This is a genomic window from Bradyrhizobium sp. STM 3809, from assembly GCF_000239795.1.
GTDB lineage: Bacteria > Pseudomonadota > Alphaproteobacteria > Rhizobiales > Xanthobacteraceae > Bradyrhizobium.
Genome location: NZ_CAFJ01000082.1, coordinates 1 through 22,902, shown reverse-complemented (window position 1 = coordinate 22,902; position 22,902 = coordinate 1). Strand labels below are relative to the sequence as shown.

Genomic DNA, 22,902 nt, shown 5'->3' with positions numbered 1-22,902 from the left:
GTCTGCCATGCGCGTCTCCCCAAGGGTATTGCGTAAAGGATGGTGCGGAGCATCGACGCTGGACGAGCCGGCCCGCCACCGAACCGGACGGCGTCCCGACGCGCGGCGGGAAAATCTCACGACGCCGCGGGTGGGGTCGCGATGGCGGCCCGCGCGCCGCATGCGGTCCGGAGCAGCTACTCCGGATGGCCCGCGATCGGGGGGGTGGACGGCTCGACCTCCGGTTCGAGGTGAAACTCCCGCCCGAGCCGGCGCTGCACGCTCATCACGGCGCGGTCGACATCGCTGATCAGGCTGTCGCCAAGAACGACGTGCGGGATCTCCCAGTTGCGGCCGCTGCGAACGTCGAGCGCCTGGACGGCGGGCACGCGCGCGGTTTCGCAGCCCGGCTGGGCGCGGATGGCCTCCTCGACCAGCCGGGTGAGCTCCGCCTGGGTCTTGCCGGTCGTCGCGACCACGGACATCAGGCCTTGGTCCCCGGCACGAGGCCGAGCCGCTTGGCGATGATGCCGTCGACGGTCCGCTTGGGCAGCATCCGGACGATCGATTGCCGCAGCGGATCCGGCGCGATCTCATAGCGGACCTTGGGCGCGGCCGCCGTGAGCGCCTCGAACACCCGCTCGCCGATGGTCTCGGCCGGCAGCCCGGTCTTGGCCAGACTCAGCATGAAGCCGCGCACCTTCTGCAACGCCGGAAAGAACGGCGAGCTCTGGTAGGGCGACAGGTCGACCTCCTCGGCCTTGGCCCAGATCGGCGTCTTCACCGCCCCCGGCGCAATGATGATGACGTCGATGCCGAACAGCATCAGCTCGCGTCGCAGGCTCTCGGACAGACCCTCGACCGCGTGCTTGGAGGTCGAATACGGCGCCATCAGCGGATTGCCGTTGCGGCCCGCCACCGAGCTGATCATGACGATCCGCCCGCGCGGCCCGGTCATCGCCGGATCGGCACCGAGCAGCGGCGCGAACGCCTGGGTGGCGATGACGGGGCCGATGACGTTGACCTCCATCTGGTGGCGGAACTGCGCGACCGGCAGCTCGGTGACCGGCCCGGCGACGGCAATGCCGGCATTGTTCACCAGCCCGGCGAGCGCCTCGCCGTTGAGCGCCGCGCGCACCTCGCCGGCCGCGGCCTTCACCGCCGCCTCATCGGTCACGTCGAACAGCAGCGGCGTGAAATGGGGACCGAGCTCGCCGCGCAGCCGCTCGGCATCATCGGGCTTGCGAACGCTCCCGAACACGCGGAAGCCGCGTGCCAGCAGGAGCTTCGAACAGGCGTAGCCGATGCCGGTGGATGCCCCGGTGATGACGACGGATTTCATGGCGGCCTCAAAGAGTTGCTCGCCGATTATCGCACGGGATGCGGCGAAATGCTGGTGCTGATTTGCGGCCTGAGGTCAGGCCCCTTCCATCGTCCCGCTGCGTATGACGCGCGCGTCGGCGGCCACGGCCGTCCAATGCAGAGGCCTGCGGCAAGAATGTGATTTAGGTTTCGATTCTTGAGGAGATGACAGCTGAGGTGACGTCGGCGGCAGTGGGCAAACCGGATGAACAAAGGCTGAAGACCTTATGAGATCATTAACCTTTCAGCCACGCGGTCCCGGTCCGGGCGCCGCGCCGAGCAAACCGCAGGAGCAGGATTTGCCGAAGATTCCGCAGAATCGTCGCCGGCGGGGGTTCACGCATCTGCGAGCCCTACACGCATCGTCTTAATTTTCCGTATCCGTGTTTCTCCGGAGTACTACGCCCTCCTCCCCTAACGCATTGTTATGGCCCATGGCGAAAACTGGCTCGGCCGGGCAAAGCTGCAGCGGGCCACCTGCGCGTCGCTGCCGCTCCGGACATCCGGACCAGACGAGCGCCAAAGTGCATCAGCCAGAACAGCTTCCACCTTCAGAACACTCGATCATCAGCGAGCTCGAGGACGCCGTCCGCAGCGGCTCGTCGGAGAAACGCGTCAACACATTGCGCCAGGTCACGAGCCTGTTCCTGCACGATGGCGAACGCCTCAGCGACGATCAGATCAAAGTGTTCGACAACGTGCTGTGCATGCTGGTCTCGCGCGTCGAGACCCGGGCGCGGGCCGAGCTCAGCAAGCACCTCGCGCCGGTCGATTTCGCTCCGATCGACGTCATCCAGCAGCTGGCGCGCGATGATGAGATCTCGGTCGCCGAAAGCGTGCTGATGCACTCGACCCGACTGACCGAGCATACGCTGGCCGAGGTCGCGGCGACCAAGGGCCAGGACCACCTGATGGCGATCTCCAGCCGCCCGCACCTCACCGAGGCGATCACCGACATCATCGTCGACCGCGGCGAACGCCGGGTCATCCACAAGCTCGCCAACAACCAGACCGCGCGGTTCTCGGACACCGGCTATTCCGGGATGATGGCGCATGCCCAGGACGACGACGAGCTCACCGAGATCATTGGCCTGCGCGTCGATCTGCCCGACAGGCACCTGCGCGACCTGCTCCGCCGCGCCACCGATTCCGTGCGCAGCAAGCTGTTGGCCTCGGCGCCACCGGCGCTGCAGCAGGAGATCAAGAAGGTCCTCAAGGCCATCGCGGACGTCGCGCGCAGCGACGGAGGCCTGATCGGGCGCGACTTCACGCTGGCCGAAGAGGCCGTCAAGCGCATGAAGGGACTGAAGGAGCTGAACGATGCGGCGATCGGCTTCTTCGCCGAGACCCGCCGCTTCGCCGAGGTCGCCGCAGCGCTGGGCCTGCTCAACAACGTTCCCACGGAGATGATGGCCAAGGTGCTGGAGGGCCCGCGCACCGATATCGTGCTGATCCCTTGCCGGGCCGCCGGGCTGACCTGGTCCGTGGTGGCAAAGATCCTGACCCACCGTCCGATCAAGCACGCCATCGACAGCGAGACCCTCAAGCTCGCCGAGCGCGACTACGGCCGCCTGTCGCTCGACACCGCCCAGCGCACCCTGCGGTTCTGGATGGTGCACAACAAGGTGGAGAAGTGAGCGGGGCTGGCGGGCGCTGACGCCTGGCCTCCCCCTGATGCTCCGCTGGCGCCCCACTTTCCGCCGTCGTCCCTGCGAACGCAGGGACCCATACCGCGTGATGTGAGTTGGCGGACGCAGGTCGGAGTTGCCGTCATGGGTCATCACCGGCGACGGTGGTTATGGGTCCCCGCGTTCGCGGGGACGACAGCATTGGTTTTCGCAGGCAGCCGGGCTGGACCGTTCAGTTTTGCTGCAGCGACGAAAAAGCCTCCGCCCTGCGAGGACGGAGGCTTTCGATTGAGCCGCAGATCGGGAGCGCGGTATCCGCACTCCCGACTGATCATCGCGACCGCTCAGTTCTTGCTCTTGTCGACCAGCGCGCCCTTCTTGATCCAGGGCATCATGTCGCGCAGGCGGGCGCCGACTTCCTCGATCGGGTGTTGGGCGAGACGGGCGCGGGTGGCCTTGAACGAGGACTGGTTGACCTTGTTCTCCAGCATCCAGTCGCGGGCGAAGCGGCCGGACTGGATGTCGTCGAGCACGCGCTTCATCTCCGCCTTGGTCTCCGGCGTGATGATGCGCGGGCCGGTGACGTACTCGCCATACTCGGCGGTGTTGGAGATCGAGTAGTTCATGTTGGCGATGCCGCCTTCGTAGATCAGGTCGACGATCAGCTTCACCTCGTGGAGGCACTCGAAATAGGCCATCTCCGGCGCGTAGCCGGCTTCGGTCAGCGTCTCGTAGCCGGCCTTGATCAGCTCGACCAAGCCGCCGCACAGCACCGCCTGCTCGCCGAACAGGTCGGTCTCGCACTCTTCCTTGAAGGTGGTCTCGATGATGCCGGCGCGGCCGCCGCCGATCGCCGAGGCATAGGACAGGCCGAGGTCATGGGCATTGCCCGAGGAATCCTTGGCGATCGCGATCAGGCAGGGCACGCCGCCGCCGCGCTGGTACTCGGAGCGGACGGTGTGGCCGGGGCCCTTCGGCGCGATCATCAGCACGTCGAGGTCTGCCCGGGGATCAAGAAGATTGAAGTGGACGTTGAGGCCGTGCGCAAACACCAGCGCGGCGCCCTGCTTCATGTTGTCGTGCAGGTGCTCGCGGTAGATGTCGCCCTGCAGCTCGTCCGGGGTCAGCATCATGACGAGGTCGGCCCATTTGGCGGCCTCGGCGACTTCCATCACCTTGAAGCCGGCGCCTTCGGCCTTCTTGGCCGAGGCCGAGCCCTTGCGCAGCGCGATCGCAACGTCCTTGACGCCGGAATCCTTCAGGTTCAGCGCATGGGCGTGGCCCTGGCTGCCATAGCCGACGATGACGACCTTCTTGCCCTTGATCAGGTTCAGATCGGCGTCGCGATCGTAGTAGACACGCATTGTCGTTTCCTCTTTGAGATGGCCGGAATTGGCTGAAAAGTCAGACGCTTGGGTGAGACACGGGCGGCTGCGCCCGGACGAAATCCGGCCCGTGTCTAGAGCATTTTGGGCTTACTTGGAAACCCCGATCTCGCATGGCGGCGGCCTTCCTCATGCGTCCATGAACACGGGATAGAGCGAGGCGAGCAGCAGCACCGCCATGACGATGTTGAAGGCGCGGACCGCCCGTTCCGAGCTGAGCAGCGGCCGCAGCGCGGTGCCGAACAGGGTCCAGGTGATGGTCGAGGCCACCGCCATCACGAAGCTGATCGCGACCTGCAATGCAACATTGGCGGGAAAGCGCGCGATTGCGGCATAGGCGGTGATGGTGCTGATCACCATCACCCAGCCTTTCGCGTTGACCCATTGAAACAGCGCCGCGCCCCAGAACGACATCGGACCGCGCGGGCGGGTCTCGTCCGGCTTGGCCGATCCGGAGAAGGCGATCGCGATCGCCAGGTAGATCAGATAGGCGGCACCGAGATATTTCAGCACGTCCTGCAGGACCGGGTAACGGATGAACACGGTCGCGAGGCCGAAGCCGACGGCGCCGACCATGAAGGCGAAGCCGAAGCTGACGCCCATCATGTGCGGCACCGTGCGGCGGAAGCCATGGGTCACGCCCGACGACAGCAGCATGATGTTGTTCGGCCCCGGCGTGAACGCCATCACGAAGGCGAAGGTGACGAAAGCGATGAGGAGCTGCTGGGACATTACTCGCCTACTCCAACGCGCTTCGGCGGGGCCCCATGGTTCGAGACGCGCCGAAGACGGCGCTCCTCACCATGAGGAGAAACATCTCACCGCGCAGCAAGACCTCATCCTGAGGAGCCCGCCATAGGCGGGCGTCTCGAAGGATGGCCGCGCGCACTGGTACCCGCCCCACACACGGCCGAGCTGTCCCCTTGAATCGCTGGGCACCCACGCCACTGATGTTTGCCAAGTTCGCCACCGCCTCGCTTCAGCCCTGCCCCGCCGGCTTCTGCAGCACGTAGGTCGCGTGCATCGGGGCGTGGTAGTCGGCGGACACCGTCACGAAGCCGACTTCGCTCAGCATGCGCTCCATCACCCAGGCGAAGGTGGAGTTCTCGTCGCGCATGTGGGTGATGACGCTGTCGCGCGCGAGGTCGTGGTTCTTGATGTTGAAATCGGCCCATTGCTCGACCGTGCGCTCGGCGCCGTCCGGCATCGACACATAGACGATGTCGCGCAGGAAGAACTGCGCGCCGGGCTTGAGCGCCGCGAAGATCCGCGCCAGCGCCACCGCCTTCCAGAAATCCGGCAGGTGATGCAGCGTGAACTCGCTGGCGATCAGGTCGTACGAGTTCGGCTCATAGGCGAACGACAGCAGGCCGGCCGAGTGCATCCGCACCGCGGTGCGGCGATCCCTCGTGTAGATCTTGGTCAGCGCCAGCATCGCCGGCGAGATGTCGATGGCGTCGACCACGGCCCCCATCAGCGCGGCTTCCGTCGCCAGCACGCCGTTGCCGCAGCCGATGTCGGCCACCCGCCAGCCCGGCCTGACGCCGAGCATCTTCAGCGCGGCGCGCGCGCGCTCGTCGGCATCATCCCCCGAGCCGTAGATCGAGGCCACAGCATGATCGAGCCCGATCCGGTTGCGTTCGTTGTAGTACCAGTCGCGCGCCAGCATGACTCACATCCCTTCCGATCCCCGCCCGATCGCCGCCACCCCCGTCCTGGCGACTTCGACCAGGCCGAGCGGACGCATCAGATCGATGAATTGATTGATCTTGTCGGTGTTGCCTGTGATCTCGAACACAAAGCTCTCGGTGGTGGCGTCGATGACGCGGGCGCGGAACGCATCTGCCAGCCGCAGCGCTTCCACGCGCGGCTCGCCGATGCCGCGCACCTTGACCATCGCGAGCTCGCGCTCGATCGCCCGCTTGGTCAAGGTCATGTCGACGACGCGGTAGACCGGGATCATGCGATCGAGCTGATGCTTGATCTGCTGGATCACCATCGGCGTGCCGGTCGTGACGATGGTGATGCGCGAGAGGTGCTTCTGGCTCTCGGTCTCGGAGACGGTCAGGCTCTCGATGTTGTAGCCGCGCCCGGAGAACAGGCCGATGACCCGCGCGAGCACGCCGGGCTCGTTCTGCACGAGGACGGAGAGCGTGTGGGTCTCGTTCGGATCGTGGCGGTCTTCGATGAAATAGGCGGAGGCTGGCTGGTTCATTGGTGTCCCCATCGGATTTCAAATCGTCATGCCCGGGCTTGACCCGGGCATCCACGAGCCGAGCGCGCGACGCTCGACGTGGATGGCCGGGACAAGCCCGGCCATGACGGCGGTGTGTGTGGTGAGCGGAGTGTGCATCATGACACCCCCGCCATCTCTTGCGCGGCCGGCATCACCCAGCGCCTGAACAGATCGAGATCGATGTTGCCGCCGGTCAGCACCAGGCCGACACGCTTGCCGGCCAGCTTGGGCTTCTCCTGCAACGCGGCGGCGAGCGAGGCCGCGCCGGCGCCCTCGGCGACATTGTGAGTATCGGTCCAAAAGATGCGGATGGCCTCGGCGATCTCGGCGTCGCTGACCTGCACGATGCGCGAGGCCCCCTTCAGGATGATCGCGAGCGCATCCGCATCGGGGCTGCGCGTGGCGAGGCCGTCGGCATGGGTGTCGGCGCTGTTGGTGGTGACCACGGTGCGCGCCGCGAACGACAGCGCGTAGGACGGCGCGCCGGTCGACTGCACGCCGACGATCTCGGTCTTCAGCCCGAGCAGGTCGCGCGCGAGAATGCAGCCGCAGATGCCGGAGCCCTGCCCAATCGAGACGTAGAGCACGTCGAGGTCGGGAGCACTCCGCAACAGCTCCAGCGCATAGGTGGCGACGCCGCGCACCAGGTCGGGATGGAACGACGGCACCATCTGCAAGGACTCGCGCGCGGCGTGGCGGATCGCCTCTTCGCGCGCCTCCTGGAAGTCGCTGCCGTGCTCGATCAGCTCGGCGCCGAATGCCGCCATCGCGCGGTTCTTCTCGACCGAGTTGCCCCTGGGCACGTAGATCGTCACCGGCAGCCCGTTGCGGCGGCCGGCGAAGGCGACGCTCTGGCCGTGATTGCCGCGCGTCGCGGTGATCAGCCCGCGGATATCAGGCTGCGTGCGCTTGAGGTTGTCGACATAGACGAGCCCGCCGCGCACCTTGAAGGCGCCGGCCGGCGTGTGGTTCTCGTGCTTGACGACGACGTGGGTCCCCAGCCGCTGCGCCAGCAACGGCCAGGCATGCGCAGGCGTCGGCGGCACGGCCGTGCCGACGATGGCATGAGCTTGCTCCAGCTCGGCTAGTGTGAACACAGCCGCCTCCTCATAACAGCTGTCATGCCCGCGAAGGCGGGCATCCGGTACGCCGCTGCGGTCGTGGGACCCACCACGGCCGCGGCGTACTGGATCGCCCGGTCAAGCCGGGCGATGACAGTGGAGTTTGGAGTGGGCGCCATGCTCACGAGACAGACTCACACCAGCGCCTTGCCGCCGGCGAACGCCGCGGCGGAATCGCTCGCTTCCGCCGGCAGGATCATCTCGTTATGCGCCTTGCCCGACGGGATCATCGGGAAGCAGTTTTCGAGCGCCGCGACGCGGCAATCGAACAGCACCGGCTTCCTGACCGAGATCATCTCCTTGATGGCGCCGTCGAGATCGCCGGGCTTGCTCACCTGCAGGCCGACGCCGCCATAGGCTTCGGCGAGCTTGACGAAGTCCGGCAGCGCCTCCGAATAGGAATGCGACAGCCGGTTGCCGTGCAGCAGCTGCTGCCACTGCCGCACCATGCCCATGTACTGGTTGTTGAGGATGAAGATCTTGACCGGCAGCTCGTACTGCACGGCGGTCGACATCTCCTGCATCGTCATCTGCACCGAGGCGTCGCCGCCGATGTCGATGACCAGGCTGTCGGGATGCGCGACCTGCACGCCGATCGCCGCCGGCAGGCCGTAGCCCATGGTGCCGAGGCCGCCCGAGGTCATCCAGCGGTGCGGCTCCTCGAAGCCGTAGAACTGCGCCGCCCACATCTGGTGCTGGCCGACCTCGGTGGTGATGTAGGTGTCGCGGCCGCGCGTCAGCTCGAACAGCCGCTGGATCGCATATTGCGGCATGATGACGTCGCGGTTCGGCTTGTAGGCCAGCGAGTTGCGCGCCCGCCAGGTGGCGATCTGCTGCCACCACGCCTTGATGTCCGGCTTCTTCGCCTCGGCCTTGAACACCTGCAGGATGTCGGCGAGCACGTCGCCGCAATCGCCCAGGATCGGCACGTCGACGCGAATGTTCTTGTTGATCGAGGACGGGTCGATGTCGATGTGGATCTTCTTCGAGTTCGGCGAGAACGCATCGGTGCGGCCGGTGATGCGGTCGTCGAAGCGCGCGCCGACGCACAGCATGACGTCGCAATCATGCATCGTCATGTTGGCCTCGTAGGTGCCGTGCATGCCGAGCATGCCCAGCCAGTTGGTGCCCGACGCCGGATAGGCGCCCAGCCCCATCAGGGTCGAGGTGATCGGAAAGCCGGTGACCTCGACCAGCTCGCGCAGCAGCCGCGACGCTTCGGTGCCCGAATTGATGACGCCGCCGCCGGAATAGATCACCGGCCGCTTGGCCGAGGCCAACAGCGCCACGGCTTTCCGGATCTGCATCGCGTCGCCCTTGACGCGCGGGGCGTAGGAGACGTGGACGTCGGACTTGCGCGGCGGATGATAGGTGCCGGTGGCGAACTGCACGTCCTTCGGCACGTCGACGACGACAGGGCCGGGACGGCCTGATGTCGCGACATAGAACGCCTCGTGCAGCACCTTGGCGAGGTCGTTGACGTTGCGGACCAGCCAATTGTGCTTGGTGCAGGGCCGGGTGATGCCGACGGTGTCGCACTCCTGGAACGCGTCATTGCCGATCAGATGCGTCGGCACCTGGCCGGTGATGCAGACCAGCGGGATCGAATCCATCATCGCGTCCGCCAGCGGCGTCACCATGTTGGTGGCGCCGGGGCCCGAGGTCACCAGCACGACGCCCGGCTTGCCGGTCGAGCGCGCATAGCCTTCGGCGGCGTGGCCGGCGCCCTGCTCGTGGCGGACCAGGATGTGCTCGACCTCGCTCTGCTGGAAGATCTCGTCATAGATCGGAAGCACCGCGCCGCCGGGATAGCCGAAGATGTGCTGCACGCCGTGGTCGATGAGCGCGCGGACGATCATCGCGGCGCCGGTCATCTGGTTCGGATCGTGGCTCTTGTCGGTCATGGCGGGCTCCGGATCGCTGGTCTCAGCGGCTGGTCGTTGGGTCGGTCGGTTCGGGTCGTCTCGGTCGGGGTCGGTTCGGGCAATAAAAAAGGGCCCTGGAAGGCCCTGCGCACCGCTCGGATTTTGGATGGCCGCTAGCCATCCCCGGCGATGCGCCTGGGTACGACTACGATAAGAAGAATGGCAACAAAATTGCGCATGACGGCGATCTGGCTTCCCAAAGGTTGCGCGAACCATAGCCAGGGTTGCCCCGATGTCAAGGCAAAGCCGTCTCGTTTGCGCGATTTTACGATCCTAACGCGGAATTTTCCGTTCGGCGAGCGGTAATTTGGGCGCTGCAGCCATGAACGCCCATCCCCCCCGAGTTAGATATCCCAGGGGTTGATGAGCGAAAGTCCGAGCCCGGCGAAATCGCCGATGTTTCGCGTTGCGAGCTCCAGACCATAGGCGGATGCGATGCCTGCGATCTGAAGGTCCGCGAGCTTGTGAGGGACCTGTTGCAGGGCCCGTCCCCGCGCTCGCGCTCGACCGAGCAGTTGCGCAGCCGCTTGCGCCGCACCGGCATCGAACGGATAGACCCGCGCCCCAAATCGCCGGACAAGTCTTGCGACGGCGTTCTCAAGCGCAACCTTGCGCTTGCCGGCAGGGAGCATCCCAATCCCGGCACCGAGTTCAAAGATCGTGATGCTCGATATCGCGCTGCCGGCAAAATTCGCGTCGAGCCAATTGACGACCTTCGCAGACGGCGCCGGCTTCAGCGCTTCGGAGATCACATTCGTATCGAGCAGGATCATTCCAGCGGAGCCGGTCGAATCGGGGCTGAGCGCAACTCCTCGAGCACGTCGTCCAGATCGACACCAGGCCGTGAGATGGCGACCAGCCAACTCCCGAAAGGCTCGACATCGTCGGGCGACTCCGCCTCTTCGCGGGCGAGCTTCTCCAATGTCTCCCTGAGATCGGCCTCCAAGCTCTTGCCACGTCGTTGGGCGCGAAGCCGCAGCAATTCTTTGGTCGTGTCGTCCACCTTGCGGATCAGGATGTCAGCCATCGGCGCCTCCATGGATCTGATATCACGATATCAAATCTCCTTCGATGCCGCCACCCACCCCTTCGCCGCCTCCGGCGTCATCCATTCGAACTCCGGCAGTTGATGCCGAAACCAGGTGAACTGCCGCTTGGCATAATGGCGGGTGTCGGCCTTGCCGATGCTGGCCGCCTCCTCCCGCGAGATCTCGCCGCGGAGATAGCGGATCAGCGCCGGCACGCCATGCGCCTTCATCGCCGGCAGCAGCGGGTCCAGCCCGCGCGCGGCGAGCCGCTCGACCTCGTCCAGCGCGCCGGCCTGCAGCATCACCTCGAATCGCGCATCGATCCTGGCATACAGCGCATCGCGCTCCGGCGCGATGAACAGCGCCCGGGTGGTGCCCGCCGGCAGCAGCGGCGGCGTGGTCTCGGCATGCCAGTCGGCCAATGGCCGACCGGTGGCCTCGATCACCTCCAGCGCCCGGGCGATGCGGGTGCGGTCCCTAACGTTCAGCCGCGCCGCCGCCGCGGCATCGCGCCGCGCCAGCTCGGCATGCAGGGCCTCCACACCCTCGCGATCGAGCCTCTCCCGCACCGCCTCGCGAATGGCGTCCGGCACCGGCGGCACCGCCGACAGCCCCCGCGTCAGCGCCTTGAAGTACAGCCCGGTGCCGCCGATGAAGACCGGCAGCCTTCCCTGGTGCCTGACATCGTCGAGAACGTGAGCCGCATCACGGACAAAATGGCCTGCCGAGTAGTTCACGGCGGCATCGACATGGCCGTAGAGCCGATGCGGCGCCAATGCCTCCTCCTCGGCGGTCGGCCGCGCCGTCAGCACCCGGAGATCGTGGTAGACTTGCATCGAGTCGGTGTTGATGATGACCCCGCCCGCTTTTTGCGCAAGTTCCAGCGCCAGCGCCGACTTGCCGCTGGCGGTCGGCCCTGCGATAAGCACCGCTTTGTTGTCGCTTAGCGAAGTCACCTGATGTCTCTCGTCGCCACCTTCATCTGCAATCCTGCCGACCCCGCGCTTGATACCACAATCGTGGAGGCCTTCCTGGCCGTGCTGCCGCAGCCGGGCACGCCGCGCTGGCTGTTCGACGAGGTCGCGATCGACATTCCCTTCTCGCATGACGGCGAGATCCACAAGCTCGAGGCGCGCCTGCGCGACCTGCGCGGCGACATGCCGATCGACATCGTGGTGCAACCTGAGGCCGTCCGGCGCAAGAAGCTTTTTCTGGCCGACATGGACTCGACCATGATCGGCCAGGAATGCATCGACGAGCTGGCCGATTTTGCCGGGCTCAAGCCGCATGTCGCGGCGATCACCGAGCGCGCGATGCGCGGCGAGATCGCGTTCGAGCCCGCGTTGCGCGAGCGCGTCGCCTTGCTGAAAGACCTCCCGGTCAGCGTCGTCGACGAGGTGCTCGCCAAGCGCATCAAGCTGACGCCCGGCGGCCGCCAGCTGGTCATGACGATGCGCGCGCACGGCGCCTATACCTGCCTGATCTCCGGCGGCTTCACCCTGTTCACCAGCGCCATCGCCGCCAAGATCGGTTTCCAGGAGAACCGCGCCAATGAGCTCGTGATCGACGCCGGCAAGCTGACCGGCGAGGTGCGCGATCCGATCATCGGCCGCGATGCGAAGCTTGCGACGCTCATCGAGTTGCGCGAGTCGTTCGACCTCGACGAGATCGACACGCTGGCCGTCGGCGACGGCGCCAACGACCTCGGCATGATCGAAGCCGCCGGCCTCGGCGTCGCCTATCGCGCCAAGCCCGCCGTCTCCGCCGCGGCGTCAGCCCGCATCGACCACGGCGACCTCACCGCTTTGCTCTACGCCCAGGGCTACACCCGCGATCAGTTCGTGGACTGACAGGCCCCGATTGCTCGGCCGTAGGGTGGGCAAAGCAACCGCCCGAAAGGGCGGTTGCGTGCCCACCGTCCGTCCACACACACAGACGCAGCGGCGAGGTACGGCGCGCGCTCGAGCAGAGTCCTCGACATCGCGCGTCGGTGCGCCTGTGCCCACCCTCCGCATCTGATTGCTCGCTGCGCGATACAGCGCCCTCTCCCCTTGCGGGAGAGGGCATCGCCGGCCTATCCACGCGTTGGCGCGGGTGAGGCGTATCTCTCCGCGATCGTTCTGCGGAGAGATATCCCTCACCCAACCGAGTTTGCAGACCGGTCCTACGTGCCCTCTCCCACAAGGCGAGAGGGCGCAGTCATGAGCAGCTCCGTCGTCATTGCGAGCGAAGCGAAGCAATCCAGGGCCGCGCGCGAGACTCTGGATTGCTCCGTCGCGAAGCCTGTCATCGGGCCGCGCTTCGCGCGGACCCGTTGGCTCCTCGCATTGACGGCGGAGCGCATACCCTTGCATTCCCGCGCACCGAGTTACGTCACACGACTGCGAACGACGAGCCGCACTGCGCCCATCTGTGACGTTTAGCTAAAACTTTGGCGAATGCTGAACGTTCGCAATTGAACCTCGTGTTGCGATCGCAAATGCAAGCGAGATTCGTCAGGCGATGCCGCGCGCTCTTTCGTCAGATGGCCGCCGTTCAGGCATTTATTTCAATCCCGCGCGCTCCCGCGCAACTCCATTCCAATCGCATTCCGGATCGCCAATCGGATCATTCGCTCGCCGCATCAAGGCAGGTACGACTCTGCCATCTTAACCGCGTCACAAATCGATGAATTGCCAAATCATGCTGCATCGCATATGAACCTCCTCATTCGGGGGAGCGTCCAAGGTCACGAAACGCGGTTGCAAATGATGCAATCGATCATCGTCACAGAAGGACCTCCGATGACCATCAAGCACATCATTCCCGGCTCTCTCGTTGCTCTCGCGCTGCTGACCGGCGCTGCTGCGGCCGGCGAGCTGCCGAGCTACGAAGTCGGCGCGCTGCCGGCGACCCCGCACCAGCTCTCCGTCGTCGGCGCCTCGTCGGCTGCCGAGCAGACCGTCGCGATCAATGCCGACAGCACCGCTTCGCCGCACCAGCTCGCCGTGCTCACCCACCACCGCCGCAGCGCCGCGCTGGTGACCCCGACCACCGTCGGCAGCGTCCGCAACTAAGCGACGCGATCATCTCACGACGCGATGGGCAGCGCGCGTCTCGCAGGGCGAGACCGCGCTCCCTCTCAGCCCAAATCAATGATCTCGAGCACGGTATCCGATCATCGCCGCAGGCGGCACAGTCTGGTGGCACGATTGCGCCCCGATTGTGGTCCGTCGAATCGCGAGCGATCCCAGAGTTGACCGGCCCGATCCGGGCCGCCATGTTTGCACCGAGCCGTTCGCACGGCCGCCGGTCGGATCCCGCTCTCACCAGGGGCCACCGAAGGCCGATCGCACTCTGAGGTGCCGCGTTGCCCGATGACATGCCGCAGCTGGACGATGGCTGCTTTCAACCGATCGATCGCGCCAAGCTGCTGGAGCCTGCGCTCTCCTCTCATCCGCCCCGCATCCTGCTGCTCTACGGATCGCTGCGGCAGCGCTCGTTCAGCCGGCTGCTCACCGAGGAAGCCGCGCGCATCCTCACGCGCTTCGGCGCGGAGACGCGGAGCTTCGATCCGCACGGGCTGCCCCTGGTCGACGACGCCTGGCCCGATCATCCCAAGGTCGACGAATTGCACGCGCTCGTGACCTGGTGCGAGGGCATGGTGTGGTGCTCGCCGGAGCGCCACGGCGCGATGACCGGGGTGATGAAGACCCAGATCGACTGGATCCCGCTGTCACTCGGCGCGGTCAGGCCGACCCAGGGCAAGACGCTCGCGGTGATGCAGGTCTCAGGCGGCTCGCAGTCGTTCAACGCGGTCAATCAGCTGCGCGTGCTCGGGCGATGGATGCGCCTGATCACCATCCCGAACCAGTCGTCGGTGCCCAAGGCCTTCGCGGAGTTCGACGACGACGACCGCATGAAGCCCTCGGCCTATTACGATCGCGTCGTCGACGTGATGGAAGAGCTCGTGAAGTTCACGCTGCTGACGCGCGACCGCGCGGACTACCTCGTCGACCGCTATTCCGAGCGCAAGGAAAGCGCCGCGGAGCTGTCGAAGCGGGTCAATCAGCGCTCGCTCTGACGAGGGGCCGGTCCGGCTTCGGCAGCGTCCCGGAATGCGCCGCGAACACGCGATGTCATGTCGTCGACCTGCCGGGCTTGCCGCGCTGTTTGATGAGTGAAATCGAATCCATCCCTATCGTCGTCCCGGACAGCCGTGACGCGCGGAGCGCGTCGTGGCGCCGATCGCGGCCCCATAAGCCGCGGCGGATGTGATGGGCAAACTGCCAATGACCCGCCTGCCCCAAACCGCTCCCTGGGGGTATGGGTCCCGGCTCAAGGCCGGGACGACACCGGAGTTTGTGGCGCCGTAGGGTGGGCAAAGCGGACGCCCGAAGGGCGGTCGCGTGCCCACCGTCGATCCGCGAATGCGGAGGGCAGTGGTGGGCACGGCGCGTGAGAGATCGAGAGTTGACGTGGGCGCGCCTTTGCCCGCCCTGCGCAGCCGTGCCCGGACCGAACGGCCCCGCTCCTACTGCAAGCTCAGCGCCACAAAGCGCAGCTCGCCGTCGGCGTTTGACACCAGCAGCAGAACCGACTTCTTGCCGTCCTTCTTGAGCTGGTCGACGCGCTTCTTGATGTCGGCGCCGGAGGAGACCGCCTCCTGGGCGACCTCGACGATGACGTCGCCGGGCGACAGCCGCTTCTCGGCGGCGTCGGAGGCCTGGTCGACGCCGGTGACGACGACGCCCTTGACGCTGTCCTTGATCTTGTAGCGCGTACGCAGGTCCTTCGAGAGCGCGGCGAGATCGAGCCCGAGCGCCTTCTGGGTCACCGGCTTCTCGGCCGGCTCGTCCTTCTTGATCGCGGCCTGCTGGACCTTCTCGTTGTCCTCGAGCCGGCCGAGCTTGACCTTCAAGGTCTGCTCCTGGCCCTTGCGGATGACGACGACGTCGACCTCCTTGCCGACCGCGGTGTCGGCCACGATGCGCGACAGGTCCTTCGGCTCCTTGATGTCGCGGCCGTCGAACTTGACGACGACGTCACCCGGCTCGATGCCGGCCGGCTTCGCCGGGCCCTTGTCGTCGACACCGGCGACCAGCGCGCCGCGCGCAGGCTTGATGTTGAGGCTCTCGGCGATCTCGTCGGTGACGCCCTGGATGCGCACACCGAGCCAGCCGCGGCGCAGCTCGCCGAACTGGCGCAGTTGGTCGACGACGCCGGCCACCGTCTTTGACGGCACGGCGAAGCCGATGCCGATCGAACCGCCGGACGGCGAGATGATCAGCGTGTTGACGCCGATGACCTCGCCATCGAGGTTGAACAGCGGGCCGCCGGAATTGCCGCGGTTGATGGCGGCGTCGGTCTGGATGTAGCTGTCATAGGGGCCCGACGAGATGTCGCGGTTCTTGGCCGAGACGATGCCGGCAGTGACGGTGCCGCCGAGGCTGAACGGGTTGCCGATCGCGATCACCCAGTCGCCGAGCCGGAGCTTGTCGGAGTCGCCGAACTTGACCACGGTGAGCTGCCGCGGCGGCTTGAACTTGAGCACCGCGAGGTCGGTCTTCTTGTCGACGCCGACCAGCTCGGCCTTGATCTTGGTGCCGTCGTTCATGATCACGTTGATCTCGTCGGCATCCGCGATGACGTGGTTGTTGGTGACCACGACGCCGGAGTCGTCGACGATGAAGCCGGAGCCGAGCGAGTTGGTGCGGCGGGGCGTGGCGTCGCCGCCGCGGCCGCCCGGACCGCCGCGGCGGTTCTTGAAGAAGTCGTCGAAGAATTCCTCGAACGGCGAGCCCGGCGGCACCTGCGGATTGGCGCCGCGTCCCTCGCCTCCGCCGCCCTTGGCATCGACGGTCTGCGAGGTCGAAATGTTGACGACGGCGTCGATCACCTTCTCGGCGACGTCGGCGATGCCCTCGGGACCGCGCGCCGAGGCCGGCGCCGGCGCGAGCGCCCAGCCCGCGGCGAGCACCGCCGCGGTCAGGACTGGACGCAGGCGACGGCGGAAAGCAAGGGTTGCGGTCATCGGGCGGATCTCCAGAAAAGGCGGCAAATTCAATCGGTACAGTGCGCCGGAACCGGGCAGCGACGCAAGCGCGCCGGCGCGCGGCGCCCGATTCATCATTGAGGGCGACCTAATACGGCAAAATGGCACGGCCATCGCCTCACAATGGCGTTGGCCGGGCAGCGGTCGGCAATCGTTGCGGCGGTCGGCGGTTCCTATGGCCCCGAAGGCCAGGCCACGCAGGACCGCGAGCGTTCGCTCAGATCGGCCGCCGGATGACCCAGATCAGCACCAGGCCGGCCACCGCCGAGCCGATGCCGACGGCGCGCAGCACGTTGTCGGGGGTGGTCATGGCGGTCTTCATGGCCCGCCGCATCCACTCGGGGCTGGCCGCGAACATCAGGCCCTCGAGCACGAACAGGATACCTAATCCGATGAGGAAATCGGAAAACGCAATGGACCTCATCGGACCCTGACCTCCCGTTTGACTTTCTTGATATCAGGCGGGGCGAAGCAACGGCTTCGCCCCGTCCGTGTCAACTCTTATTCGCCGGGATCAACCGCCCCGCGCGCTCAGGGTTTCGGAGCCTGAGCGGCTGCCGCGGTGGCGCTTGCGGCCGATGGGGTCTCCGGGCCCGCGCCCGCCTTCCCCGAGGGGTTGGCGAAGTAGCGGAAGAACTCGGAGTCGGGCCGCAGCAGGAAGCGGGTGTCGCCGGACTTCAGGCCCGTTTCATAGGCCGTCATCGAGCGGTAGAAGGCGAAGAAGTCGGGATCCTTGCCGTAGGCCTCGGCGAACAGCCGGTTGCGCTCGGCGTCGCCGGCGCCGCGGGTCTGCTCCGCCTGCGAGTTGGCCTCGGCGACGATCACGGTCGCCTCGCGGTCGGCCTTGGACTTGATCTCCTGCGCTTTCTGCCCGCCGAGCGCCCGGAACTCGGCCGCCTCGCGTTGCCGCTCGGTGTTCATGCGGTCGTAGACCGCCTGACTGTTGGCCTCCGGCAAGTCGGCACGACGAATGCGGACATCGACGACCTGAATGCCATAGGCATCGGCCTCGCGGTCGAGCTGGTCGCGAATCTTGCGCATCAAGGCCTCGCGCTCGTCGCGCACCACCTGGGTGAACGTGACCTCGCCGAGCACGCGGCGCAGCGCGGCGTTGAGCAGCGTGCCGAGCTGGAAGTTGGCGTTCTGGATCGTGCCGGCTCTCTGGTAGAACTGTAGCGCGTTCTTGATCCGGTAGCGGGCGAAGGCGTCGACCACCAGCCGCTTCTGATCGAAGGCGATGACCTCCTGCGAGGGGTTCTCGAGGTCGAGGATGCGCTTGTCGATCGAGATCACGTTGTCGATGAACGGCGCCTTGACGTTCAGGCCGGGCTCCGTGATCACGTCGACCGGCTTGCCGAACCGCACGACGAGCGCCTGCTCGGTCTGCGCCACGGTGAACAGCGAGCTGTAGCCGATGACGACGAGCGCGAGGGCGATGACCAGCGCGACGATTCCTGTGACGGGGGATCTCATCGAACGCCTCCCTGCGTGGTGCTCGGGGCAACCTGGCGGCGTGGCGCGAGATCGCCGAGCGGCAGCAGCGGCACAGGACCGCCGGCAGGGCCGCTGTCGAGCACGAGCTTCTCGGCGCCGGAGAGCACGCGCTCCATCGTCTCGAGATAGATGCGTTCACGGGTGACGTCGGGCGCCTTCTTGTATTCCTCATAGACCTTCAGGAAGCGCGCGCTCTGGCCCTTGGCCTCGGCGATCGCCTGCTCCTTGTAGCCTTCGGCAACCTGCAGGATCTGAGCAGCACGGCCGCGAGCATCGGGGACCACCTTGTTGGCGTAGGTCTGGGCCTCGTTCTGCGCCTTCTCCAAGTCAGCGCGCGCCGCCTGTACGTCGCGGAACGCCGCAATCACCTGCGCCGGAGGGTCGACCTTCTGCATCTGCACGTTGTCGACCTGGATGCCCGAGCCATAGTTATCGAGGGTCTTCTGCATCAGTTCGAGCACGCTTTGCTCGATCTGGGTGCGGGCGCCGGTCAGCACCGGCTGGATATTGGAGCGGCCGATCACCTCGCGCATCGCGCTCTCGGCCACCGCCTTCACGGTGCCCTCGGGATTCTGGATGTTGAACAGGAAGTCGGCCGCGCCCTTCGGCTTGATGCGCCAGAGCACGGCGACATCGACGTCGACGATGTTCTCGTCGCCGGTGAGCATCAGGCTCTCCTCCGGCACGTCGCGCCCGCCGCGGCCGCGCCGGCCGGGATCGTCATTGGTCGTGAAGCCGATCGAGATCGAGTTGACGCGCAGCGCCTTCGGCAGCAGCACGGTCTCGATCGGGTAAGGCAGGTGGTAGCGCAGGCCGGGCTGCTCATCGCGGACATATTTGCCGAAGCGGAGCACGACGCCGAGCTCCTCGGACTGCACGCGGTAGAAGCCGGAAATCAGCCAGATGACGACTGCGCCGAGCACGATCAGGAGGATGCCGACGGCGCCGAAGCCGCCCCCGGGGATGAACTGCTGGAGCCGGTCCTGGCCGCGCCGCAGAAGATCTTCCAGGTCGGGGGGCCTTGGACCGACCGGTTGCGGTCCCGAGCCCCAGGGTCCCTTCGGACCCGGACCCCACGGGCCTCCGCCCTGATTCTTCCACGCCATCGATCGATCTCCTCCGGGAGGCTGATACTGCCAAGATACTGCCGAGACGCCGGCCCCCGACGGCGGCCGGTTTATAAGGGACGGCCCCGCCCCTTACAACGTAGCGCTCCAGCTAAGCCCGAACCGGGTTTTGTCAATGTAAACAGTGGGCGAAGCGCCGGTTTGCCGCGGCCCGACCGGCCGAGCGCGGCCGGACAACGCGACTTCATCATTAATGGAAGGTCTGGAGAGGGCGGCCGGGCGGATGACGGTGAGCTTGCTCAGCGTTTCCGGCGATAGGTGATGTAGGAGAATTCGGCCTGATCGTCCGGCCCCGACGCATGACGCTCGCGCGCCACCTCCTCCCAATGTGCCGGGTCGATCGCCGGAAACAGCGTGTCGCCGGCCGGTCGGGCATGGACCTCGGTGATCTCCAGCCGGTCTGTCATCGGCAGGGTCGCCGCATAGATCTCGGCGCCGCCGACGATGGCGATTTCCGCGGCCGAACGCCGCAGCGCATCGCCGCGGGCGATGGTGAGCGCTTCGTTGACGCTGTGGGTTACGATCGCCCCGGCCGCGCGGAAATCAGCATCGCGGGTGACGACGATGTTGGTCCGGCCCGGCAGCGGCCGGCGCGGAAACGAGATGAAGGTCTTGCGGCCCATCACGATCGGCCGGCCCATGGTCAGCGCCTTGAAGCGCTGCATGTCGCTCTTCTGCCGCCAGGGAATGGCGCCGGTAGCCCCGATCACGCCGTTCTCGGCGACCGCGACAATCTGCACGATCTCGATCATGGCGCTCTCTCGGCGAGCTGCGTCAGCGCCGGCCCCGTGACCTTGCAGAGCTTCCACTCGTCGAGCATCTCGGCGCCGAGCGATTTGTAGAAGGTGATCGACGGCGCATTCCAGTCGAGCACCGACCATTGCAGCCGCGCCCAGCCTTTCTCCACGCAGGTGCGGGCGAGATGGCCGAGCAGCGCCTGGCCGATGCCGTTGCGGCGGAACACCGGCCGCACGAACAGGTCCTCGAGATAGATGCCGGGCTTGCCGGCGAAGGTCGAGAAGTTGACGAACCAGACCGCGAAGCCGGCGACGGCGCCGTTCCACTCGGCGAGATCGCAGAACAGCGTCGGGTGATCGCAGAACAGGGCGGAGGCGATGTCGGCCTCGGAGGCGACGACCTCATGCGAGAGCTTCTCGTAGTCGGCGAGCTCGCGGATCAGCGCGAACACGATGCCGCTGTCGGCAGGCCGGGCGCTGCGGATCGTGACCGGCATGCGCTAGACCGCGACCTCGGCCTTGATGTGCGGATGCGGATCGTAGCCGGCGAGCGCAAAATCCTCGTAGCGAAAGGCGAAGATGTCCTTGACGTCGGGATTGAGCGTCATGGTCGGCAGCGGCCGGGGCGTGCGGGTCAGCTGCAGGCGGGCCTGCTCGACATGGTTGGAGTAGAGGTGCACGTCGCCGAAGGAGTGCACGAACTCGCCGAGCTTCAGGCCGGTGACCTGCGCCACCATCATGGTGAGCAACGCATAGGAGGCGATGTTGAAGGGCACGCCGAGGAAGACGTCGGCCGAGCGCTGATAGAGCTGGCAGGACAGCCTGCCGTTGGCCACGTAGAACTGGAACAGGCAGTGGCACGGTGGCAGCGCCATCTTCTCGACGTCGGCCGGATTCCACGCGGTGACGATCAGCCGGCGCGAATCCGGGTTGCGCCGGATCATGTCGACGACATTGCTGATCTGGTCGATCTGGCCGCCGTCCGGCGTGGGCCAGGAGCGCCACTGGTAGCCGTAGACGGGACCGAGATCGCCGTTGGCATCGGCCCACTCGTCCCAGATGGTGACTCCGTGGTCGTGCAGATATTTGATGTTGGTGTCGCCCTTCAGAAACCACAGCAGCTCGTGCACGATCGCCTTCAGCGGCAGCCGCTTGGTGGTGACCATCGGGAAGCCGGCGGCGAGATCGAAGCGCATCTGGTGGCCGAACACCGACAGGGTGCCGGTGCCGGTGCGGTCGTGCTTCTGCGCGCCGTCGGACAGGATGCGTTCGAGCAGGTCGTGATATTGGTGCATGGTTCGTGACGGCGGCCCCTCGCGGAAGGCGGCGAATGTAGCGGCGACGACCGTCCTGCCCTAGCGGCGAGTCGGCTCGTCCGGGCAATTATACCCCGAAAAGTGTCGATCGCCGCTGCAAATGGCAAGGGCGGAACCTCGTTCCGCCCCGCCCTTCCCGGCTCCGAACCTGGCCGCGCCCGCTAGCTCGCCGGCTTGAGCACCGCGCTCCATTTGGCGACCTCGCTTTTCACCAGCGCCGCCAGCGCCTCGGGCGTCCGGTCGGCCGGCGCCGGGATCACGCTGCCGAGCTCCAGCAGGCGCTTGCGGACGCCCTCGTCGTCGAGCGCCTTGGCGGCCGCCGCGTTCAGCTTGGCCAGGATCGCGGGCGGCGTGCCCTTGGGCGCGAAGATCGCGTTCCAGGCCTGGGCCTGGAACTTGGGCAGTCCGGCCTCGGCCGTGGTCGGAACGTTGGGCAGCGCCGGATTGCGCTCGGCCGTGGCGATTGCATAGGCCTTGATGGTGCCGGCATTGATCTGCGGCACAGCGTTGACGATCTGGTCGCACATGTAGTCGACTTGGCCGGCGACCAGCGCATTCATCGCAGGGCCCGTGCCGTTGAACGGCACGCCGACCGGCTTGACGTCCAGGATCGAGTTCAGAAGCTGGCACGACACGTGCGAGACCGAGCCGACGCCGGCATGCGCGGCGTTGGCCTTCTCGCTGTTGGCCTTGAGATAGTCGACGAACTCCCCGGTGTCCTTCGGCGCGAAGTCCTTGCGCGCCAGGATCAGGATCGGCGTGCCGGCGAGCAGCGCGACCGGCTCGAAGTCGCGCTCCGGGTGATAGGCAAGATTCGGATAGAGCGGCACCGCGGCGGCATGGGTGCCCATGTGGCCGGTGATCAGGGTGTAGCCATCATTGGCGGCGCGCGCCGCACGCGCGGTCGCGGTTGTGCCGCCGGCGCCGACGACATTCTCGATGATGATGCTCTGGCCCAGCGTCTGCGCCATGTGCGCGGTGACGATGCGCGCAATGACGTCGGTCGGGCCGCCGGCCGCGAACGGCACGATCATCGTGATGCTGCGCGTCGGATAATTCTGTGCCTTCGCGGGTGTCGTCGACACCCCCAGTCCTAGTCCGGCAACCACGCCGGCGATCGTCGCCAGCCAAGCGATCGAACGTGCACGACTGCACCAGCTCATCAGATCCCTCCCTCGGCGCCCGCTTCGCTGCGGGCCTTGCGCTGGTGATAGCTAGATCACAGCGCCTTGTCCGAGGTCGATTCGACTTGCGGCTGCGGCGTGCCGACGCAGGTCAGCCTTCGCTTTCGACGAACACCTCGTCGCGTTTGCGGCGGAGCGTCGGCAGCACCGCGAGCACCAGGAGCCCCGCCGCGATCGCCAGCAGCACCGCCGACAGCGGTCGCGTCACGAACACCGACCAGTCGCCGCGCGAGATCAGCAGCGCCCGGCGCAGATTCTCCTCCATCAGCGGACCCAGCACCATGCCGAGCAGCAGCGGCGCCGGCTCGAAATCGTGCTTGATGAGCCAGTAGCCGACCAGGCCGAA

Annotated in this window: 23 protein-coding genes and 1 pseudogene; 4 read left to right on the top strand and 20 right to left on the bottom strand. The window is 66.5% G+C overall.

Features of this window, described 5'->3' with window-relative positions; all coding sequences use genetic code 11:
• Positions 1 to 176: 176 nt before the first annotated feature.
• Both BRAS3809_RS04080 and BRAS3809_RS04075 read right to left on the bottom strand, forming a co-directional pair.
• Positions 177 to 464: a hypothetical protein gene (locus tag BRAS3809_RS04080; protein ID WP_008960836.1), complete on the bottom strand. Its 288-nt coding sequence runs from the start codon at positions 462 to 464 to the stop codon at positions 177 to 179.
• Positions 464 to 1,321, bottom strand: a complete 858-nt coding sequence (locus BRAS3809_RS04075; RefSeq protein ID WP_008960835.1) for an SDR family oxidoreductase — start codon at positions 1,319 to 1,321, stop codon at positions 464 to 466. Before BRAS3809_RS04075 ends, BRAS3809_RS04080 begins: the two co-directional genes overlap by 1 nt.
• Before the next feature lie 544 nt (positions 1,322 to 1,865).
• Between BRAS3809_RS04075 and BRAS3809_RS04070 the strand changes: the two genes are divergently transcribed.
• On the top strand, positions 1,866 to 2,978 hold the full coding sequence (locus tag BRAS3809_RS04070; RefSeq protein WP_008960834.1) for a DUF2336 domain-containing protein: 1,113 nt from the start codon (positions 1,866 to 1,868) through the stop codon (positions 2,976 to 2,978).
• Positions 2,979 to 3,313: 335 nt separating this feature from the next.
• Here the strand turns inward: BRAS3809_RS04070 and ilvC are convergent, their stop codons facing one another.
• From ilvC to miaA, 9 genes are all read right to left on the bottom strand, one after another.
• Complete coding sequence (gene ilvC / locus BRAS3809_RS04065) at positions 3,314 to 4,333, bottom strand: ketol-acid reductoisomerase (RefSeq protein ID WP_006613763.1); 1,020 nt, start codon at positions 4,331 to 4,333, stop codon at positions 3,314 to 3,316.
• 150 nt (positions 4,334 to 4,483) lie between these two features.
• Positions 4,484 to 5,086 carry a LysE family translocator gene (locus BRAS3809_RS04060; RefSeq protein ID WP_008960832.1) on the bottom strand — a complete coding sequence of 201 codons (603 nt, stop codon included), beginning with the start codon at positions 5,084 to 5,086 and terminating at the stop codon, positions 4,484 to 4,486.
• 247 nt (positions 5,087 to 5,333) lie between these two features.
• Positions 5,334 to 6,023, bottom strand: coding sequence for a class I SAM-dependent methyltransferase (locus BRAS3809_RS04055; protein WP_008960831.1), 690 nt, complete (start codon positions 6,021 to 6,023; stop codon positions 5,334 to 5,336).
• Positions 6,024 to 6,026: 3 nt separating this feature from the next.
• Complete coding sequence (gene ilvN / locus BRAS3809_RS04050) at positions 6,027 to 6,569, bottom strand: acetolactate synthase small subunit (protein WP_008960830.1); 543 nt, start codon at positions 6,567 to 6,569, stop codon at positions 6,027 to 6,029.
• A 137-nt stretch (positions 6,570 to 6,706) separates the two neighbouring features.
• Positions 6,707 to 7,687, bottom strand: a complete 981-nt coding sequence (locus BRAS3809_RS04045; protein ID WP_008960829.1) for a threonine dehydratase — start codon at positions 7,685 to 7,687, stop codon at positions 6,707 to 6,709.
• Between the two features lie 158 nt (positions 7,688 to 7,845).
• Positions 7,846 to 9,615 carry an acetolactate synthase 3 large subunit gene (locus tag BRAS3809_RS04040; protein WP_008960828.1) on the bottom strand — a complete coding sequence of 590 codons (1,770 nt, stop codon included), beginning with the start codon at positions 9,613 to 9,615 and terminating at the stop codon, positions 7,846 to 7,848.
• 365 nt (positions 9,616 to 9,980) lie between these two features.
• Positions 9,981 to 10,409 (bottom strand): type II toxin-antitoxin system VapC family toxin, encoded by a 429-nt coding sequence (locus BRAS3809_RS04035; RefSeq protein WP_008960827.1) that lies wholly within the window; start codon positions 10,407 to 10,409, stop codon positions 9,981 to 9,983.
• Positions 10,406 to 10,663 carry a FitA-like ribbon-helix-helix domain-containing protein gene (locus BRAS3809_RS04030; protein WP_008960826.1) on the bottom strand — a complete coding sequence of 86 codons (258 nt, stop codon included), beginning with the start codon at positions 10,661 to 10,663 and terminating at the stop codon, positions 10,406 to 10,408. Before BRAS3809_RS04030 ends, BRAS3809_RS04035 begins: the two co-directional genes overlap by 4 nt.
• A 30-nt stretch (positions 10,664 to 10,693) precedes the next feature.
• Positions 10,694 to 11,620, bottom strand: a complete 927-nt coding sequence (gene miaA, locus BRAS3809_RS04025; RefSeq protein WP_008960825.1) for a tRNA (adenosine(37)-N6)-dimethylallyltransferase MiaA — start codon at positions 11,618 to 11,620, stop codon at positions 10,694 to 10,696.
• A gap of 3 nt (positions 11,621 to 11,623) precedes the next feature.
• Between miaA and serB the strand changes: the two genes are divergently transcribed.
• The 3 genes from serB to arsH all read left to right on the top strand — a co-directional run bounded on the left by serB (position 11,624) and on the right by arsH (position 14,727).
• Positions 11,624 to 12,514, top strand: a complete 891-nt coding sequence (gene serB, locus BRAS3809_RS04020; protein WP_008960824.1) for a phosphoserine phosphatase SerB — start codon at positions 11,624 to 11,626, stop codon at positions 12,512 to 12,514.
• A 933-nt stretch (positions 12,515 to 13,447) separates the two neighbouring features.
• Positions 13,448 to 13,720, top strand: coding sequence for a hypothetical protein (locus BRAS3809_RS04010; protein ID WP_008960823.1), 273 nt, complete (start codon positions 13,448 to 13,450; stop codon positions 13,718 to 13,720).
• A 305-nt stretch (positions 13,721 to 14,025) separates the two neighbouring features.
• On the top strand, positions 14,026 to 14,727 hold the full coding sequence (gene arsH / locus BRAS3809_RS04005) for an arsenical resistance protein ArsH (protein WP_008960822.1): 702 nt from the start codon (positions 14,026 to 14,028) through the stop codon (positions 14,725 to 14,727).
• A gap of 450 nt (positions 14,728 to 15,177) precedes the next feature.
• Here arsH and BRAS3809_RS04000 read toward each other — a convergent pair whose 3' ends face one another.
• The 9 genes and pseudogenes from BRAS3809_RS04000 to BRAS3809_RS03960 all read right to left on the bottom strand — a co-directional run.
• Entirely contained in the window at positions 15,178 to 16,677 is a 1,500-nt protein-coding gene (locus BRAS3809_RS04000; protein ID WP_008960821.1) for a Do family serine endopeptidase, read from the bottom strand.
• Between the two features lie 238 nt (positions 16,678 to 16,915).
• Entirely contained in the window at positions 16,916 to 17,122 is a 207-nt protein-coding gene (locus BRAS3809_RS03995) for a DUF2065 domain-containing protein (protein WP_008960820.1), read from the bottom strand.
• Between the two features lie 107 nt (positions 17,123 to 17,229).
• Positions 17,230 to 18,171 (bottom strand): protease modulator HflC, encoded by a 942-nt coding sequence (gene hflC / locus BRAS3809_RS03990; RefSeq protein ID WP_008960819.1) that lies wholly within the window; start codon positions 18,169 to 18,171, stop codon positions 17,230 to 17,232.
• A complete protein-coding gene (gene hflK / locus BRAS3809_RS03985) occupies positions 18,168 to 19,298 on the bottom strand; it encodes an FtsH protease activity modulator HflK (protein ID WP_008960818.1) in 1,131 nt (376 codons plus the stop codon). The genes hflC and hflK overlap by 4 nt, the downstream gene beginning before the upstream one ends.
• Before the next feature lie 260 nt (positions 19,299 to 19,558).
• Complete coding sequence (locus BRAS3809_RS03980) at positions 19,559 to 20,071, bottom strand: dihydrofolate reductase (protein WP_008960817.1); 513 nt, start codon at positions 20,069 to 20,071, stop codon at positions 19,559 to 19,561.
• Complete coding sequence (locus BRAS3809_RS03975; protein ID WP_008960816.1) at positions 20,068 to 20,553, bottom strand: GNAT family N-acetyltransferase; 486 nt, start codon at positions 20,551 to 20,553, stop codon at positions 20,068 to 20,070. Before BRAS3809_RS03975 ends, BRAS3809_RS03980 begins: the two co-directional genes overlap by 4 nt.
• Before the next feature lie 3 nt (positions 20,554 to 20,556).
• Entirely contained in the window at positions 20,557 to 21,351 is a 795-nt protein-coding gene (locus BRAS3809_RS03970) for a thymidylate synthase (protein ID WP_008960815.1), read from the bottom strand.
• Between the two features lie 182 nt (positions 21,352 to 21,533).
• A complete protein-coding gene (locus BRAS3809_RS03965) occupies positions 21,534 to 22,535 on the bottom strand; it encodes a tripartite tricarboxylate transporter substrate-binding protein (protein WP_008960814.1) in 1,002 nt (333 codons plus the stop codon).
• Between the two features lie 112 nt (positions 22,536 to 22,647).
• Positions 22,648 to 22,902, bottom strand: a pseudogene (locus BRAS3809_RS03960) (tripartite tricarboxylate transporter permease); the annotation flags it as partial.